This window comes from Thermoanaerobaculia bacterium, assembly GCA_035593605.1.
Classification (GTDB): domain Bacteria; phylum Acidobacteriota; class Thermoanaerobaculia; order UBA2201; family DAOSWS01; genus DAOSWS01.
Window position 1 is genome coordinate 228,384 of record DAOSWS010000001.1, and the last position, 17,802, is coordinate 246,185.

A 17,802-nucleotide genomic window follows, 5' to 3' on the forward strand; every position below is an offset into this window, starting at 1 on the left:
TGAATTCAGACATCGGGCCGGCGGGCGATCCAGATATCCTTGACGGCCAGTCCGTGGTAAGCATCCTTGCTGGGACACCAGGGAATCTTGTCAACGAGCCCAAGGCCTGAATTCTTCAGATTGTTCCGGATCTCCCCTGGTGTGAAATAGCGCTCCTTCAGCGTCGAGACAATTTCACCTTCCCCGTCGCGCACGGTGACGATGGCTTCGGACATTCGGGTGCCCGACGAGTAGCGGGTCTCCATGACCATGGTGAAGTCGGATTCTTCATGGATAAATGGGGTGCGGGATCCCCAGATTCGCTTAAAGGCGAGCTTGGTGTTCGTATCGAAGATGAACCATCCCCCGGGGACCAGGAGCCGGTACGTTTCGTCGAAGGTGGAAGACAGATCGGAAAGGGTCAGGAGGTGATTCAGGCTGTCATACAGGTTCAGGATGACATCAAAGGGCTGGCGGAAGGGGAGGTTCTGCATCCGGGAAACGACAAAGGGAAAGCTCTGGCGGTGGGAGGAAGCGAGACGCTGTCCGATCGAAAGATCGCACCCGGTTATGTCGAAAGCCCGATCGGCCAGGTAAGCGCAGAGATGCCCGGGACCGCATGCAACTTCCAGGATCCGGGATCGGCGGTGGATCCCGTATGTTTCAAAGATCGACATGATTGCGGGTCGAAGGAATGCGAAAAATGGGCGGGAAAGCACCCGGTTGTAATAGGGGGCAATTCGGTCGTAAATCACCATTTCCCGATAATCGTCACGGGGCCGTCATTCACCAGATCGACCTCCATCAGGGCCTGAAATACTCCCGTTTGAACGGGTACCCCCTGGGCATTCAGAGCGGCCACAAAGTTTTCGAAGAGAACCTTTGCCTCTTCGGGTGGGGCCGCCGCATCGAAAGAAGGCCTCCGTCCGCGGCGGATGTCGCCCGCAAGGGTGAACTGGGAGACGGCAAGAATCTCGCCTCCGATATCCTTTACGCTCCGGTTCATTTTGTCCTCTTCATCGGGAAAGATTCGCAGGTTTACGATCTTATCCGAAGCCCGGCCAAACTGTTCCTCCCGGTCTTTTTTTTCGATTCCGACAAGAAGGAGAAGGCCTTTTCCGATTTGCGCCACCGTCTTTCCTTCCACCCGTACGGACGCCTTCTGTACTCTCTGGATGCAGATAATCATGAGCGAATCCTCTTCATTCCCTGTCGAAGGGTTGAGAGAGTCTTCACTTTCAGGATTGAACAGAGGACCAGGAAGAGGGCAAAGCCTGCAGCAATAAACAGGGTCAATCGCAATAACGTGAGGGCGATCCCCGATCCTGCGGTGAGCGGAAAGAAGGAGAGTGCCTGGATCAGAACGAAAGCCATGACTCCGGATGCCACAATGATGCGCAGGGCTTCCGTGCCCATCGCCCTCCATGAAGGGGAAATGCCGGCCCTTCCGGCAAAGAGGATCATGACCAGAACCTGAGCGTACCCGCCCAGGCTTGTGGCCAGGGCGATACCGGACTGGGCCATCCGGGGAACGAGAAAAACGCAACCGGCTGTAAAAACCAGAAGGTCAATGGCGGTGGCGACGGCCGGGGTCCGTGTGTTCTGGTGGGCAAAGAAGGCTGAAGCCAGCATTTTGCTGATCGCGTAGGCCGGGAGAGAAAGTGCGTAGTATCCAAGGGCTTCGGCCACAAGGAGAGTATCGGAACTTGAAAACCTTCCTCCCTCGAAGAGGACCTTGATGGAAGGTTCCGCCAGGATCCAGAGTCCGGCGGCCGCAGGAATCGTAACCCATAATCCAAGGTTGATTCCGGAGGTCAGGGTCGTCAGGAACCGATCGCGATCCTTGACTTCCCGGGACATGCCGGGAAGGAATACCGTAAAGAGCGACATGACCACGCCGCCGTATACCAGGTGGTTGACCCGGTAGGCGTAGTAAAGGACACTGACGGCCGAATCCCCGATGGACGCTGCAAACCTCGTACCTACGAGCTGATTGATTTCGTAGATGCCCAGGACAAAGAGCCCCGGCACCATGAGCTTCAGCACCTTCCAGACGGCAGGGTGAGAGAAGGGGCGGACTGGATTGAGGGAGAGTCCCAGCCGACGAGCCACGACGAGCTGGCTTCCCATCTGCAGGACGCCTCCGACAAAGACGCCTGTCGCGAATCCCAGAGTAGGGTGCTGATAGACCCTCCCAAGAAGAAGACCGCATACGATCATGCTGAGGTTCAGAAAGATCGGGGTGGCGGCAGGGAGGTAAAACCTGTCGTGGGCGTTGAGGATTCCCTGAAAGAGCCCGGCGAGGGAGATGAGAAAGAGGTAGGGGAACATGACCCGGTTCAGCATGACGGTAAGCTCGAATTTCCCGGGAGTAAGGATAAATTCTCGGGCGAACAGGGAAACGATCCATGGAGAGAAGACAATGCCCGCCACGGTAATGGCGGTCAATATAAAGGTCAGGGAATAAAGAAAAACCGCGGCGAACTTCCAGAGATCCTCCGAGTTCTCCTGGTTGCGTGACTCGGAGAAGACGGGGATGAAAGCAGCGTGGAGGGCTCCCTCGGCCAGGAGAGCCCGGAAGAGGTTGGGGATTCGAAAGGCGACGATGAAGGCGTCGGCCTGCATGCCCGCACCCAGGACGAGAGCCAGGACCTTGTCCCTGGCGTATCCCGTGACCCGGGAAAGAAGTGTGATCAGGGTGACCCCACCGACGGTCCGAACCCGGTTCATGCCTTCAGAACGGAACGTTTTTTGACTTCACCAATGAGGGTCTGAATAAAAACCTGGAACTGGTGGGCAAGAAATTCTTTCTGCTTCAGGCTTTCCGTGCTCTTCAGATCGAAATAGAATCGATCCACGGTTCCCCAGTCTTTGTACATAAGATATTTCATGTATTTAACGTGGAAGGATTCCAGCGATCGCAGGAGCTTCCGAAAGGTAGGTCGGGATCCTTCCTCGGTAAATTTAACCGCTTTTTCCTGGAGGTCGAGCAAGGCTGTCAGCAGCTGGACCGACTGTTCGCGGCGGTTCTGATAGTAGGGAAAGATAATCTCACCCTTGAGTTCCTTACCGGACGCCACGGAGAGGATTGAAATGATGTTCTGCTGAAAGAGATCCCTGCAGATTCCCTGGGAATCCTCGATCTTTCCATGGACGACCTGCGGATCGAGGAGGAGGTTGACATCGACCAGCTCCAGTTCCATGACCTTTCGCAGTTCCATCCGGCTGGAGAAGAGCATCGACTCGATCTGATTCTTAATTGCGTCCTCCCTGATAGAGGGTATGGCGCGTTTGTTGATCGTGATTTCCAACTCTTTCCAGGTATGGTGGATCAGGGCAAAGAGCATAACCGCGGAGGGGTAGTCTTTCCGGTTCTCAAGGATGGAGGAGACGTGCTGGAGGTATTTCAGGATTTTGAACTGGAACATTACGATGGTGAGGTAGGGTCCGCCGTAGGCGTGGTGTTTCAGATCCTTGAGGAGGGGGTGGAGGCTTTCCTTGGATACCTCTGCCAGCCTGGGAAGAGACGTACCTCGAAAAAGGGGAGAGAAGGTCGGATGGTACTCCATGATGGACTTGAGAAGACGGCCGAAAGCGAAGTAGGTCTGGAGGGACAGATAACTCACGGAGGAGAGGTCTCCGGCGATCTTGATGAAATCCTGTACATGTTCAATGGCTTCGGAAAGTTGAGTGGCAACGGCGGTGCCGCTGTCGGAAGAGTCCGAACGCAAGGATTCCAGGTAGATCATGAACTGGGTAAAGTGAAGCTGGTCCTCCCCGAGAAGCAGCCGCAGCGCAATCAGAAGCCTTTCCAGCCCGGAACGGACACAGGCGATTTCCGGCCGATAGTTATGAAGCGAGGCATGCTCCTGCTCGTAAGTACTCATGGGAAGATGCTCGAGATCAAAAAAGCAGGCGATAGCCTGGACCCACATTTCCATTTCGAAAACCTGCGGGTCGGTCTCTCTCCCTTTTAGAACGGAAATCCCAGACTCATGAACCATTGATCCTCTGGCTGACCCTCCTCAGGATCCAGTTTTTTCCCGTAGTCTACACGCAACGGCCCGACGGGGGTGAGGACAAAGATTCCCACACCCACACCATGCTTCAAACGGTCCAGGGAGATGTCTTCATGCTTCTGAAAGACATTGCCGCTGTCCAGGAATACACTAACACCGAATTGATTAAGGAGCAAGGATCGGAACTCTACATTGGCAAGCAGAACGCCAAGTCCTCCCAGGGGTTCGTACTCCTCCAGGGTCTCACCTTCGATCCCGAGTGTGTCGCGTGCGTAGGCCCGGTGAGAGGTTCTGCCTCCCGAAAAGAACCGCTCTCCAATTGGTACAGATTCGCTTCCGAGGGGACGAATCCCTCCATAGCGAAGGGAGAGGATGAGTGTCGATCGTGCCTGTACCGGGAGATGAACGGTCTGGTGACCGAACCATTTTACGAAGCTTGAGTCGGTAAAGGTAGTCTCCGGAGACCATCGGATTTCAAAGGATGTGAAGGTGCCCCGGAGAGGATACACAGGATCAAGCCTGGAATCGTATACATAGGATAGAACCGGGTAAATCATGGTACGCTCTTCCGCATCCCCCCGGTTGATCAGATAATCCTTTGCATTATCTGGCCGCTGGACCGAATATTCGAGACGCAGGAATCCCTGGCTTCGGGGACCCCATTCCCGCATGTATTCCACAAAAGCATTTTCCTTTAATAAATCGAAGGAAGTCCATCGTTCGCTGGTTCGATAGACGACACCGGTTGTGGGGAAGGCGGTCCCCCAGGTGTCGGGTACCCGGTAGGTAAGCCGAAAATGCTGCTCCCGGTTTGAAAGCCGGGTCGTCAGGCCCAGATAATGGCGGCGACCGAAGAGGTTCATCATGGAATATCCCAACTTGATCCTGAATTGCTCCTCGGTGTCATATCCGAGCCCATAGGCAAAGGCGTGATGCTTGTCCTCTTCGACATCGATGCGAACGTGATCGATTGAGGAGTTTTCCGACGAAGGAACACGCTCAATGTCGACACGCTTAAATAAGCCCGTCGAGTAGAGATCTTCCTGGATGTCGTAAAGCTTTTGCTGGGAGAGAATATCCCCCGTATGCAAATCGAGGTCGTGACGCAGGGTCTCACGGTTTATGGTCTGAAGTCCCCGGATGAACACCTTTCCTGCGTATCGCTGAGAGCCCGGCTGACATTGATAGGTCAGATCGATGGTCCCATCATGGATGTTTGATTTGACAGATACCGTGGCCTCCAGATAGCCGGAATTAAAAAGACTGTTTTGGAGTATGGCGAGATCTCGCGAGGGAATTTCCTCCCGCATCGGCTGGCCGGCACGTGCTTCCAGGTTCAGACGGAGATCTTCCCCGAGATCGGGGAATCCCTCCATGAAGACCTTCCCGATCTGAAGGGAAGAACCCTCGGCAATGGGATAGGTCACACGGACAACCCTCTGAGTTGAGTCGATGTCCGTAATGGGAGTGTCGACGGCTGCTTCCAGAAACCCCCGATCGGAGTATGCGGCCTCGATATAGGACTGTCCATTTTTTACTGCGTCCGGGGTAATCCTCTTCCCAACCCGTATCCCCACTTCCTTTGTCAGGATGGCGTCGTTCAGCTGTTCATTCCCGGTGAAGGAAAGGTCACCCAGTGTGTACCGTTCCCCCTTGAACATGACAAAGACCAGGCGGCTGCAGTTGCAGGAATCATCGTCCACCAGGGACACGGTGATCTTCGCGCGGTAGTACCCCTTTCGATGCAGCCGGGCTTCATAGTCCTGAATCAGCGTTTGGAGTTTGGCGTCTTTCAGTCCCTCCCGGGCGAAGAGCTTATCGATCTTTCGCTGCAGGGATCGGGGCGCAGGTTCTCCCTCGAAGCGCACGTCCACCGGCCGATCACAATGGGTTTCAATTGGAAGAATGATTCCCCTCTCGCCCTGTTCAATACGGGAAAGGGTCAGAGTCGCATTAAGGTACCCCTGCTTGAACAATTGCTGGCGTGTCTTGCGGAGAAAAGCATGAATCCGGGAAGGTTGAAAGGGCTTCTCCATCAGTTTGTCGAAGGCATGATCCAGGATATGGGAGCACTCCCCGGAGAGATTCACCCGTTCCACGGGAAGACGTTCTCTCCGATCTATATTCACAAGAAGGGATTTTTCCCACTCGTCAGGACCCGGTTTGAGCTCCAGACGGACTTCGCCGTTCAGGTAGCCTTCCCCGTTCAGCATATGCTGAAGCTTTTCGCGGGCGGTGGGAAGAATATCCTCTTCCCAGAACCAGCCCGGTGCAGACATCCCCAGTGCCTTCTGTACTGCCTTTCGACTGAATCCCCGGATGCGGATGGACTGGAGAAGGATTTTCGGTCTTACCTTGAACGTGAGGGTGTTTTCATCCAGGATTGCTTCCACGTTTGCCGTAATGCCGCTCTGCATGAGCAGACGGATGGAGTCCTGAACTGCCTCGGGGCTGAGTTCCCTGCCTTCCTGAACCGTGATCAGCCTGGCGAGGGCAGCGACATTGGCCGGAGGGGCGCCCTGGAGACGGACATGGTCGATCACCTGTGCCGACATGCCGGAAGAAAGGAGTACGAGGAAAAAGAACTGCTTCAAAATCTCAGCCTCCGATGGATCTCAAAGAAGTAACTGCCATCCGGTTCTCGGAGAAGATTAATATAGGCTCCGTACCCGATGGAGCACTCGACGGAAATAAGATCCTCACGGTTGGAACTGGTTGTAAAGACATAATTAAAGATACAATTTCGATTAATCTGTTTGCTGACCGTCACCCGGGCCGTGGAAACGGTATCTCCCCCGACAATGGGGTCAATGCTGACCCGGGTCAGGCCGAACAGAAGGTTGGCCTGTTCTGATATTTCCTTGGAAATCTCCGTAGCGAAAAATCCGCCGATAAACCCTTCCTGCCCCGACTGAATTCCCCCGAACAGGAGCTGAAGGATGTCACTTTTGGGCAGGTAGGGTTCCGAGGAAAATTGAGTGTGGAGATAGGCCGTTCGGCCGGAAATCTGCACCCGCACGGTATAGTTTTTGATGGAGGTTTCGAGCAGGACGTTGATGACGGGATCGATCTGGATCGGATTGTTGAAGTCGGCCACCGCATTCACGATTTCGTACTTGACCTCATTAAAATCGACAATGCCGCCCTCCTGAATGACAATGCGGCCGAAGATAGTCGGATTATCCATCGTTCCCGATATCTGGAGGTTCCCTCCGCCCCTTGCCGTAATCAGGTTGTTTCGAACTTCCAGAGAATCCGGCGAGGTTACCTTGATATTCATATTTATCTTCGGAAGCCTCTTCGCCGTTCGGATCATCTTCTTCTTCAGCAGAGAATTCAGCACCTCCTGGGAAAAATTGAACGGTCTCGTATAGAGGGCCCTTGTAACCTGGATATCTCCAATCAGCTGGCTCTGCCCTTCGATCGTGAGAAGGCGAAGATCGAGATCCGTGGTTCCCTCCAGTCCGCTCACAAAGTGGATGGGGACACGAGCTCCCTTCATATGAATATTCACCGTTTCCGGGGCCAGAGTCGGGCCGGTAATCAGGTATCCGTCCAGAGAAATGGTTCCCTGTTCCATCTCCGCCGTGGCGCGGGTCAGGGTGACCTTCCTTCCCGAAAGGTCGAGAGCTACATCGACGTGGCGGGCATGAAGATTGAATGGAGGGTAACGAAAATGGCGGCCGGACATTTCGGCACTTCCCTCCGCCATGAGGGAACCCTTCCTCCACGTGAAGGTAAGGTTTATGAATCCTTCTCCCAGGAAGGAGGACTCGGGCAGAAGGATCTGGATCAGATCGTCTCCGAAGTACCCGGTGACGTTGGCTTCCAGTGACAGCTCAGGTTCGATACGGATCGTTCCACCAATTCCCAGAAGACCGTAAGGGTGGTCCAGCGGAACCTGTTCGATTGTAAATTCGCCCCCTTCCATGCGAAATCGTAACCCTTCCGGGAGGGTGAAGGTCTGATCATGATAGGTAAAGCCGAAGGGTTGAATTTCCGCCGAGCCCTTTCCCTCGCTCAGTGTTTCGGTATTCAGGGTCAGGTCAAACCGGGCTTCCAGTGCCTTGAGGGGTTGAAAGGGCGTAATTTTGGACAAAAAATCAGGGGAGAGTCCGGACAGGGTTCCCGAAAGATCGATATCGGGGAGACGGGAAATGTCCGCGTTTCCCGAGAGCCCGCCACCATTGGCCAGTGTGAGGTCATAGGTACCCCGGCCTTCGGTAAGCAAGACTTTGTACGCCGCAGGCAGTACGTGCGGCATGTCACCATCGATCGTTCCTCCTCCGGCAAGGGTCATGATGTCATTTTCAAGAACCAGGGAGAGGGAAAAGGAAGTGGTAAACGGTGTGGACGGAAGATGGACCTGCTCTGCGGTCAGGGTTGTGGAAACCACGTCGCCCTGGAGCTGGACAATGCCCCTGGCCGAACCTTCCAGGAGAGTCATGCGGTCAATCTCCACGTCAAGCCTGTCATCCTGGTACCGGGCTTCTGCAGAAAGATTTTCCAGTTCCAGACCTTCAATCCTACCCTCACTCAGGTGTCCGGCATAGGACCAGGAATCACCGTCAACTTGCAGGACACCAATGGATGTTACGGCAAGATCAACGGGAGCGGGTACAGGAAACATCTCCGACATAAGAGACAGGCGGATTGGCGAAGCGTCAAAGGGGATAAATCCGTTTATTTGAAGGGATCCCCCTCCCAATTCGAACTGCTCGCTTATGATTTTCAGCCCCGACTCCGAAATCCTCAGGCGAACGGATCCTGATCCCAGCTCAAAGGGAGGGTAAGAAACATCGGATACATGACCTTCGAAATTCAGGACCGGGTCATCCCACGTTCCTTCCAGGAGAATCTTGCCCTGCAGGGAACCGGCAAGAGGGATGGGCTCCCCGAGGTGAGGGCCGATCATGGCCAGGATCGTCTCGATTCTCACGGTTTTCAGGTTCCCCGATGCCCGTATCGGTTCAGATCCTGATAGCGGGAAGGCTCCATCCAGGACAATCCATCCCATGCGGGTTTGAAGACGCATTTGTCCGTGTAATCTGGAAAATCCTTCCAGGGTGCCTGCAAACTGCAGGGAGGAGGTCTCGTCCCCGATTCGAATCTTTCCCTCCCCCGAATCGACCTCTGTACCGGTCCAACGGTAATCAAGGGTGGCCGGTGCGGCCTGTCGAGCCACAACCTCGGGCAGGTTGAAGAGGGTGAATACACGCTGAACCGACATCGAACCGGCCTGGACTACCATATGTCCCTGTACGGGATCCCCCAGATCATAGATGAGGTGAAAATCGGCTTCACGGACCGAAGCCTTGATGTCCAGGATTTTAGTCCCTCGTTCCTTGTGAATGGAACACTCGCTTCGAACGGGCCCCATGCTGTGTCCGTTAAAGAAGATATCTTCGGACCGGATGGTTGCCGTGATATCGAAAACGTCTGTCTGAGCTGTCAGTTTTCCGTGAATGTTTGTTTCGCCCTGGAGAGGAACCCCCAGACGGAAGTGATCCGCATAGGTTCCGATCTCCCCGGTGGCCTGAAATGAAAGATTGATTTTTCCGGTCTTCGTGTTGAGTGTGGCCTGTCCCAGAAGGTTTGCGTTTTTCGTGTGGATATGAAGATCCCGAACGTAGAGGAGATGTTCATCTCCTTTCATATCGCAGGCGACCGATGCAGTAAGGGGACCGTAATCCTCAACGGACCATTCCACCGCGCGGACATCCAGTTTTCCGTTTACCAGGGAGACTCCAAATGCGTCGATCTCCAGAGGAACCTTCTTCTCGTTGAACTGTACGTACGAATTCAGGAGGGTGACCCGCTGAAGGTGGGCAAACCGGGGAAGCTTCAGCCCTACCGGTTTTGATTCCTCCCCCGTAACGATATGGAGCCTCATCTGATCGACGGTGGCTCTGAGATTCCATGGGTTCAGGCCAGTTGAGATTCGAATGGACTTCACCGTACCCAGGTCCGTGATCTGGACATCGGTCAGGGATAGACGGGGCGGTACCAGGGTCAGTCGAAAGGAGGTCCAGGAGATATTCACGCCCAGTGCATGCTGAAGGAAGCCCATGAACGTGTTCGAAAGCCAGTGCTGCACGGGAGGGGTGTGAAAGAGGCCGACCAGGAGTGCAAGAAGAAGAAAGGGAGCCAGAATGAGCTTGGTTCGCCGTCTCATCGTACGAAAAGGACCACGAGGTCCCTGAGGTTGATTCCGGTGATTGCGGGGGCAAGGATCGTCCCCCTGCTTTTCCAGAGGGGATAAGTGTCACCGGAGGCAATGGCCTCAAGAAGTACATTTCGGTCTGACCCAAGATCATCCCTGCTGAGGATGACACCGCCCGATGGGGCAGTTCCATCCTGACCGTCCGTTGCTGCCGCCATCAGGGTCCAGGCACGATCGGGAAATTCACCTAAGGCCCGGGCTGACCAGACTGCAGCCAGATGGGTGCATCGTCCTCCCCGCCCCCGGGGATCGTGGAGGGAAGGGGGGAACTCACCGCCGGCCAGGATGATCTGGCCGGGCCCGGCCTGCAAAAACGCGGTAATGAGGGTGTCTACAGCTTCTTCTGCCGGCATGTCCCGGTTGTCCACTACAATGGCCGGATGCCACTTTTCATTGGTAAGACGGGAAGCAAAGGCCCGGAGAAAAGTGGAATTATCCGCAAGAATCCGGACCTCCCGGCTTCGAAGGTGTGCACTGGCCGGCTTGGGGGTTTCCGGAAGGGTCTTGTTCCGAATGAGAACTTCCAGCTTGGTATGAAATTCCCATTCCTTAAGGGTCTCCAGGACTCTTTCCGCCTCATCCAGGGTCGATGGATCCTCCACCGTCGGTCCCGAAGCCACAAGGTCGGGGCGATTTCCCGGCACATCAGAACAGATCAGAGTCGTGCAGGATCTTTCCGCTGCCCGAGAAAGCCTGCCGCCCTTGATGGCCGAGGTATGCTTTCGCAGGCAGTTGGCTTCTTCGATGGAAAGGGGGCTTTGAATCAGCCGGGCATGGAGAGAGGTCAGAAGGGGTTCCGATATCCACGGAGAAAGGGGCATCTCCACCATGCTGGATCCGCCGCCTGATACCAGAAAGAGCAGGTCCCGTGTCGATCCGGTCACCAGGTTGAGTAACTCCCGGCCGCTTCGGTAGCTGTTTTCCCCGGGTACGGGATGATCGCCCTCGTGAAGAAGTCCGGGAAGGTCGGCAGGGTCCAGATAGCGCCGGGAAGTGAAGAGATGAATGTCCGATTCCGGCATGACCTCCCAGACGCCCTGTGCCATGTTCTGGGCCGATTTTCCCAGAGACAGGACCAGGGGGGGGGATGGCAGGCGATTTTCCGTCAGGTACTCTTTGACCAGCCGGCTACTGCGACAGTCTTCCACAGCCTTCATGAAGCTTTGGGTGAGAAATGGGATCAACTCTCACCCCAGGAAAGTTTTTTTCGCAGCACGTCGGAGTAGTTATGGTGCTCCGGAGTGAGCAGGGTGAGAAATTCATTGGAGAGCCTGACGGAAATGGAAGAACCGCTGAGAAAGGGAAAACCCACCTGCCCGTCCAGGGTGAGGTAGACCTCTTCCCTTTCTGTCAGGAGCCGAACAGTTACGGGTCGGTCCATCGGGAGAACCACCGGTCTCTGCGTGAGCGTATGCGGGCAGATCGGAGTCATGATTGTCGCGGGGAGCGTCGGTTCAACGATGGGTCCTCCGGCGGCAAGGTTATACGCAGTGGAGCCGGTCGGGGTGGATAATATCAGCCCGTCGGCTCGAAGATTGGTGAAAAATGTGCCGTCCACGTCGATCGTCAGGTCGATAATCCGGGCCAGGGCGCTCTTTGTGATGACCGCATCGTTGAGAATGTGGTGGGTCTCATCCTCCTGTCCTTCGATACGAAGAGTAACTGCCAGTTTGTGCCGGACTTCACGGTGGTATACCCCATTCAGCACTGTATCCAGGGAGTTCAACAGGGTGTCGGAAGAGAATTCTGTCAGAAAGCCAAGACGACCCATGTTGATGCCCATAATGGGTACAGGGCTGGGTATGTGGCGGGTGGCGTAAAGTAACGTACCATCGCCGCCCAGTACGATAACCAGATCACTGTTGATCGCCAGATCCGCCATCGGAAACCGCTCGACTCCCGGGGGCGGTGTCGTTACCGATCTTTGGTCGATCAGAACCCTTCTGCCTCGCTCGGCAAGGTGACCTGCAAGGTTCTCAGCCGTCCGTATGGCTTTGGGATCACTGTACTTTGCAATAATACCTACGACCCTGAACGGATCCATGGGTCTATTGTACACCAGCCCTGACCTGTATGATCCGGATTGGCCGCAGTTTCCAGAGCCTTGAGATGGGGTCGGGCCGGGAGTATACTCGGGGGGTTACCAGCCAGCCCGGGAGGCCTGTATGATCCTTGCTGAATTTTCCATGACACCGCTGGACAAAGGTGAAAGCGTGAGTACCTACGTAGCCCGATCCCTCGATATTATCGATCGTTCCGGGTTGCCCTACCGCCTTGGTCCCATGGGAACCTGTGTGGAGGGGTCCTGGGACGAAGTGTTCGGGGTTATCCGAGACTGTTTCAATCGAATGCAGGAAGACTGTGGAAGAATCTCCATTTCCATGAAAGTGGACTTTCGAAAGGGAAAGAGCGGACGGCTGGACAGCAAGATCAAGACCGTTGAATCAAAGGTGGGCCGTTCATTAAAGACATAAGGTTACAAAGACCGATCCTGGAGGAGGAGTACCATGCTGGACATTCTTCAAACCCACATGAAAGAGGCCATGAAGGCCAGAGAGGCCGAGAGGCTGTCCACGATCCGCATGCTGATTGCCGCCCTGAAGAATGAGCGGATTGCAAAGATGGCGGATCTCGATGAAGATGAAATCGTTGCCGTTCTGTCCCGTGAACTCAAGAGACGATACGAGGCTTCCGAACAGTTTCGCAAGGGAGGCAGGGTCGATATGGCGGAGAAGGAAGAGCGGGAAGCAGAAATCATCAAAAGATATTTGCCCCAACCCCTGACCGACGGGGAACTGAAAGAGATCGTTCAACTTGCCATTGTGGAAACAAAGGCCGAATCAATGAAGGAAATGGGAAAGGTGATGAAGGAAGTCATGGGGAAGGTGAAGGGCAGAGCGGATGGGAAGCGGGTTCAGGAGGCTGTCCGTACTCTTCTGGGCGGATAATTCCCCGGGATCTATTTCGAAACTGCCTCCTGGAGGGCCTTCACCAGGGTCTCCAGGTCGATGTCGTACCTGCGGGCATTTTCTTCTATCGTTCCCCAGACCGGTTCTCCGCACACGATGCACGGAAGGCCGTGGTCCATGAATACGGGAACGGTGGCCGGAAATTGGCTGACCACTTCTTCGACAAGCATATCGGCGCGAATTTCATTCTGATGCATAGGAACCCCTCCGGAAACAGGTAGACTGAGGCATTGTTGTCCAGAGAATCAAACGAGCGAACCGGTGACTTTTATTTCCATGCGTCCCTCTGATACAATCGAGCCGCGATGCGCGACGCCCTGAAGGATTACTTTCTCTCTGGAGCATGGAAGGAGTTCGTTCGAGATGTTTCGAATTTCCTGGACTCCAACCTCTGCTATCTGGTCATGGATTATCGCGAGAACCTCTGGTCCACCGACAATACGAATCCGATCTGCATGGCAACGCAGAGTTCAACCAAGGGCCGGCGGTTGTGCCGGGACGACCGGGAAGCCATCCACCGGCTGTGCTTTGAGCGGGGAAATACAACCTTCAGCGTGTGTCACATGAACTTTACCCGCTTCAATATCCCCATACAGATCTCTGATGGTTCAACTATTTCCTTCGGCATGTGCGGCCTCCGATGCCATCGAAGCCTTCCCGCGACCGTTCTGGATCACGGCGAGGCCCTTGGCTGGAAACGGGAAGAGCTGATCCGCCTTTACGAGACAAATCCGATGATTCCACCGGAGAAGCTTCGTGAATTCTGCAGGATCCTCAACCACCTCTTTTCCAGTATCACCGAACTGGTTCAGCTGAAAGAAGGGTTGAAGCAACTGCTTGACGGAGACAAAGCCTCTGGGGTAGCCTAGACCTGCCAAAGTATCTTCTGGAATACCGTGCGCCCGTAGCTCAATTGGATAGAGCATTTGACTTCGGATCAAAGGGTTAGGGGTTCAAGTCCTCTCGGGCGCGCACTTATTTTTCAGATACTTAGGTAAATCCACTCAATCCAAAAATCCCCTGACTGTATAGTTATTGTATACTTGGCCTAGGCGGGCAATTGACAATCTTTTAATGTAGGAGCTAATATGCAAAAAAGATCTCTTAGGGAGGTATGTATGTCAAAGTGGATTATTGGCTTGCTAGGTATACTACTAACCATTAGTTGTGCTTCTACTGATATTTCTTCCATCAAGAATCCAGAGATAAAATCGAAAAAATATTCAAAAATTATTATTTTTTGTCCTTTTAGTGATATAGAATCAAGGCGTGCTTCGGAATCTGTTTTTATTGAACAGCTTGCATATAGCCAAGTAAAAGGTGTTTCCTCTATGGTGATCCTTCCACCACTTCGTGAATATTCTGTCGATGAAGTGGAACAACGAATTAAGGAAACTAAAGCTGATGGGATTTTGATGCTAAATTTAATTGATTCATTTAGCGAAGAGCGATTTGTTGAACCAACATCTACGACAACTCTCGTTCGAGGTAAGTCAGTTACCTTTAAAACCACCCAGACAGGTGGGTATTATATCTCTCTTCCAAGACTGAAATATGAAATCAAGCTATTGGATGCAGATACACGAGATGTGGCATGGATGGCTACTTCATTAACTGAGGGCAGTAGACATGCCAGTTTAGAAACTATGATGAGATCACTTGCAAAAGAAGCTGTTAGTTTGATGAAATCGGATAGGGTTATCTAGATCCAGGACTTGCGATATTTCGGGATAAAATCTCTAAAATAATCTCGGCAGCACCTTTTGAACGTCTTATTGGATATTCATAGGGAGTAAGCTTGTAATGCTCTCTTATGTGGTTATTGACAATTCTGGAATAGTCCAAGATGCAATCAATATCAGATTGTTTAAACCCATCAGATCCAGGAGGATGAAGAAAGAAATCGTATTCATAATGGGCAATAATTTGATTTCTAAGATCTCTAAAAGATGTCATTAGATTTTTGGCAACATTATATGTATTATTTATCTCAGGATCCATGCTGATTATCTTTTTATATGACTCAAAAGTAATGTGCTTGTAGTTCCCTATTTGAGGTGGGTCATATATCTTACATAAGCTTAAAACTAAATCACAAAAAAGACTCACTTTGACAACGTTGAAAAAATTGTAGGTCAATATTTTTGCTATATCTGGGTGACAGTCCTTAGTGGGATAAAGTTGACAGAAGATGCGCCATACGTCATATGAATGTGAGATCGGTTTTGCTAGATATTCCAAGTTTATTAACTCATTCATTATGGTATTTCTCGCTGATATGTCTAGGCGAAGTAGGACTTTTGCTGTCCAATATCTCAACCGCATTTCTCTTGTGACTCGGAGCAAGATGGGCGTAGCGGAGGGTCATGGTCACGTCCTTATGGCCCAGGAGCTCTTTCACAGTTGTAAGATCCACTCCTTTCATGACCAGCATGCTGGCAAAGGTATGTCGGAGGTCGTGAAAGCGGAAGTCTTTAATCCCAGATCGCCGTAATGCCCCTCTAAACGCATTTTTAACGTCGGTGAAGGGTTTGCCCGTTGCGGGATTGAAAAACACGTATGGGACATCCAGACGACGTCTGGTGCGTACTTCTTTAAGGGTATACAGAAGGGTTTGGTTGATGGGGATTTCTTTTCTCTGGGAATTCTTTGTCTGGTCCTGATCGAGAAGAATTAATCGATTCTGGAGATCAACATTATCCCACCGCAGATTTAGAATCTCTCCTCTCCTCATCCCGGTATTCAAAGCCGTAATCACAATTGGACGCAGATGAGGATCACACTGATCGATAAGCTTCTGGCATTCTTCCTGTGAGAGATAGCGTAAGCGTCGATTATTCTCCTGAAGGGTCTTTACTTTTCGGACCTGTTTTAAGTATTCTTCCTCGACCATATGCCAGTCCACCGCCTTGGTAAACATATGGGCCAGGGTTCGGTAGTGCCGATTGACAGTGGCAGGCCTTTTTCCCTGGTTCAGCATCTGGGTTTGATATTTTTCCAGCAGGAGAGGACCGATCTTCCGAAGCGGGAAGTCCCCGAACTGCTGGTTGAGCTTCATCACTATCGCCCTTTTACTGGTGAAGCTTTTCTGCCGCTGGGCCCATTTCAGGTATTCAGGAACAAGATCAGAAAATTTATGATTTCCGACTTTTAGAATTTCTGGGTGCCTTCCTTCGAGCATCTGCTGTTTGCGTTTGGTGAGCAGGATCTCGGCATCCCGATACCGGTAGCTGTTCGAGGACTCATAACGGATCTTTCCATCCGGTCCTCCATAACGGATCCAGTAAACATTGCCTCTCTTATAAATTCCTCTTGCCATGATTCTCCTCCTTTTGTTCAAGGCAGTCCATCAGCCTTGATAACGTAGGGCTTGGAGTCCGCAGCCCCTTTTCAAGCATATGAATGTAATTTCGTTGTACTCCAAGGAGAGCGGCGAATTCCAGCTGGGTCAGGCCAAGATGTTTTCTGTACATGATAATCCGTTCCGGTGTCCAGGGATCCATACCCTTATTATAGTCTAACAGTGTTAGAATGTCAAGGCCGGAGTGAGGTATACAATTTGGTATACAGTGTTTTCTAACTTCTTTATTTAGAGGGCAATTAGAACTGATCATCGGATTATAAATCAAAGGGTTACTCCTCGTTGGATGTAGATTTGGATTTTATCCAGCCATCTATCTCACAGCGACGAAATCGTAAAAATTTACCAATTTTGCAATGAGGAATCTCATTGAGTGAGACAAATTTGTAAATCCATGTTTCCTTTACTTTTAAATAAGCAGACAATTCCTTTACCGTCATCAGTTCTTCATTGCACTGAGGACGGAGATCGGAAAATTTTTGGGCAAGTCGATCCACAATAGATTCGACTAACCGGTCGAAATCTTCCGTGTCAAGCTTTACATTTAAGTCCATATCGAGATGTCCAATTATTACCCCCTCCCTTGGCCCTATATAGAAAAGTGTCCAAAAAGTGAGATGAGATTGACTTGATTTCAAAGCTTTCCTGAGATGAATATAACGGGGAAAGTCTGCGATACAGAATCAATATGTGGGTTATATTCGTCACATTTTGGAGTAGGCTAAACAATTTCATCCCAGGACCTCCTCACAAATAGGGGCGTTCCATAACGTTCCCATCGCTTTGATTGTTTGAACTGATTGAAGCCTCCGCCCGCGCTTTTTAATCCGCCCTTTTTGACGGGATCCAAAAACCCATTTTTGATGAGAGCTCGAATTCCATTGGAGAAGGTTCCCGCTGAAAATCCAAATCGGCGGGCTTCCCCATAACTGAATGAAAAAACTACCCCGTACCGATCTGGATCTTCAAAAGGCAGTTTCACCTTGGCCACAAAATAGAGCCAGATCTTCGAAGCTGAAGGCGGGAGATCCTGAAAGGCGTTCGAGTTTAGGACTCTTAGTGGGATCTGGATAAATCCTCCCCTTATTTTAAATTTCCTGGAACGAGACATAAATCCTCCTTATGAAATGAAATGAGTGGCCTGGCCAAGATTCCCCCTGGACGGCGTACTTTGACCGCCAGTTTCTTGCGAAAATCCAGACTGACGTTCGACAGTTGAATTTCACAAGTTGCTCATAAAAGGGAAGTAAG

18 protein-coding genes and 1 tRNA gene are annotated in these 17,802 nt (G+C 52.2%); 5 read left to right on the top strand and 14 right to left on the bottom strand.

The window, feature by feature from the left end; genetic code table 11:
- Window positions 1-5 precede the first annotated feature (5 nt).
- From PLD04_00900 to PLD04_00935, 8 genes are read right to left on the bottom strand one after another with little or no spacing between them, the layout of a single operon-like run.
- The gene (locus tag PLD04_00900; GenBank protein ID HXK66875.1) at window positions 6-737 is read right to left on the bottom strand and encodes a class I SAM-dependent methyltransferase; all 732 of its coding nucleotides are present in this window, start codon (window positions 735-737) and stop codon (window positions 6-8) included.
- Entirely contained in the window at window positions 731-1,168 is a 438-nt protein-coding gene (gene dtd / locus PLD04_00905; GenBank protein ID HXK66876.1) for a D-aminoacyl-tRNA deacylase, read from the bottom strand. Before dtd ends, PLD04_00900 begins: the two co-directional genes overlap by 7 nt.
- On the bottom strand, window positions 1,165-2,709 hold the full coding sequence (gene murJ, locus PLD04_00910) for a murein biosynthesis integral membrane protein MurJ (protein ID HXK66877.1): 1,545 nt from the start codon (window positions 2,707-2,709) through the stop codon (window positions 1,165-1,167). Before murJ ends, dtd begins: the two co-directional genes overlap by 4 nt.
- Window positions 2,706-3,983, bottom strand: a complete 1,278-nt coding sequence (locus PLD04_00915) for a hypothetical protein (GenBank protein HXK66878.1) — start codon at window positions 3,981-3,983, stop codon at window positions 2,706-2,708. Before PLD04_00915 ends, murJ begins: the two co-directional genes overlap by 4 nt.
- Window positions 3,953-6,592: a POTRA domain-containing protein gene (locus PLD04_00920; protein HXK66879.1), complete on the bottom strand. Its 2,640-nt coding sequence runs from the start codon at window positions 6,590-6,592 to the stop codon at window positions 3,953-3,955. The genes PLD04_00915 and PLD04_00920 overlap by 31 nt, the downstream gene beginning before the upstream one ends.
- Entirely contained in the window at window positions 6,589-10,173 is a 3,585-nt protein-coding gene (locus PLD04_00925) for a translocation/assembly module TamB domain-containing protein (GenBank protein HXK66880.1), read from the bottom strand. Before PLD04_00925 ends, PLD04_00920 begins: the two co-directional genes overlap by 4 nt.
- Entirely contained in the window at window positions 10,170-11,405 is a 1,236-nt protein-coding gene (locus PLD04_00930) for a DUF4147 domain-containing protein (GenBank protein ID HXK66881.1), read from the bottom strand. The genes PLD04_00925 and PLD04_00930 overlap by 4 nt, the downstream gene beginning before the upstream one ends.
- Window positions 11,402-12,265, bottom strand: coding sequence for an NAD(+)/NADH kinase (locus PLD04_00935; GenBank protein ID HXK66882.1), 864 nt, complete (start codon window positions 12,263-12,265; stop codon window positions 11,402-11,404). Before PLD04_00935 ends, PLD04_00930 begins: the two co-directional genes overlap by 4 nt.
- Window positions 12,266-12,386: 121 nt before the next feature.
- Between PLD04_00935 and PLD04_00940 the strand changes: the two genes are divergently transcribed.
- On the top strand, window positions 12,387-12,695 hold the full coding sequence (locus tag PLD04_00940) for an MTH1187 family thiamine-binding protein (protein HXK66883.1): 309 nt from the start codon (window positions 12,387-12,389) through the stop codon (window positions 12,693-12,695).
- Between the two features lie 33 nt (window positions 12,696-12,728).
- Window positions 12,729-13,169 carry a GatB/YqeY domain-containing protein gene (locus PLD04_00945; protein HXK66884.1) on the top strand — a complete coding sequence of 147 codons (441 nt, stop codon included), beginning with the start codon at window positions 12,729-12,731 and terminating at the stop codon, window positions 13,167-13,169.
- Between the two features lie 11 nt (window positions 13,170-13,180).
- On the opposite strand, the gene PLD04_00950 is transcribed toward PLD04_00945, so the two are convergent.
- A complete protein-coding gene (locus tag PLD04_00950) occupies window positions 13,181-13,387 on the bottom strand; it encodes a DUF1858 domain-containing protein (protein ID HXK66885.1) in 207 nt (68 codons plus the stop codon).
- A gap of 108 nt (window positions 13,388-13,495) precedes the next feature.
- Between PLD04_00950 and PLD04_00955 the strand changes: the two genes are divergently transcribed.
- From PLD04_00955 to PLD04_00965, 3 genes are all read left to right on the top strand, one after another.
- The gene (locus PLD04_00955) at window positions 13,496-14,059 is read left to right on the top strand and encodes a PocR ligand-binding domain-containing protein (GenBank protein ID HXK66886.1); all 564 of its coding nucleotides are present in this window, start codon (window positions 13,496-13,498) and stop codon (window positions 14,057-14,059) included.
- Window positions 14,060-14,088: 29 nt separating this feature from the next.
- Window positions 14,089-14,162, top strand: a tRNA-Arg gene (locus PLD04_00960).
- 146 nt (window positions 14,163-14,308) lie between these two features.
- A complete protein-coding gene (locus PLD04_00965; protein ID HXK66887.1) occupies window positions 14,309-14,896 on the top strand; it encodes a hypothetical protein in 588 nt (195 codons plus the stop codon).
- On the opposite strand, the gene PLD04_00970 is transcribed toward PLD04_00965, so the two are convergent.
- From PLD04_00970 to PLD04_00990, 5 genes are all read right to left on the bottom strand, one after another.
- Window positions 14,889-15,449 (bottom strand): hypothetical protein, encoded by a 561-nt coding sequence (locus PLD04_00970; protein HXK66888.1) that lies wholly within the window; start codon window positions 15,447-15,449, stop codon window positions 14,889-14,891. The genes PLD04_00965 and PLD04_00970 overlap by 8 nt on opposite strands.
- The gene (locus tag PLD04_00975; GenBank protein HXK66889.1) at window positions 15,442-16,509 is read right to left on the bottom strand and encodes a site-specific integrase; all 1,068 of its coding nucleotides are present in this window, start codon (window positions 16,507-16,509) and stop codon (window positions 15,442-15,444) included. The genes PLD04_00970 and PLD04_00975 overlap by 8 nt, the downstream gene beginning before the upstream one ends.
- Window positions 16,490-16,693 carry a helix-turn-helix transcriptional regulator gene (locus tag PLD04_00980; GenBank protein ID HXK66890.1) on the bottom strand — a complete coding sequence of 68 codons (204 nt, stop codon included), beginning with the start codon at window positions 16,691-16,693 and terminating at the stop codon, window positions 16,490-16,492. Before PLD04_00980 ends, PLD04_00975 begins: the two co-directional genes overlap by 20 nt.
- 130 nt (window positions 16,694-16,823) lie before the next feature.
- The gene (locus PLD04_00985) at window positions 16,824-16,991 is read right to left on the bottom strand and encodes a helix-turn-helix domain-containing protein (protein ID HXK66891.1); all 168 of its coding nucleotides are present in this window, start codon (window positions 16,989-16,991) and stop codon (window positions 16,824-16,826) included.
- Between the two features lie 281 nt (window positions 16,992-17,272).
- Window positions 17,273-17,662 (bottom strand): hypothetical protein, encoded by a 390-nt coding sequence (locus tag PLD04_00990; GenBank protein ID HXK66892.1) that lies wholly within the window; start codon window positions 17,660-17,662, stop codon window positions 17,273-17,275.
- Between the last annotated feature and the right edge of the window lie 140 nt (window positions 17,663-17,802).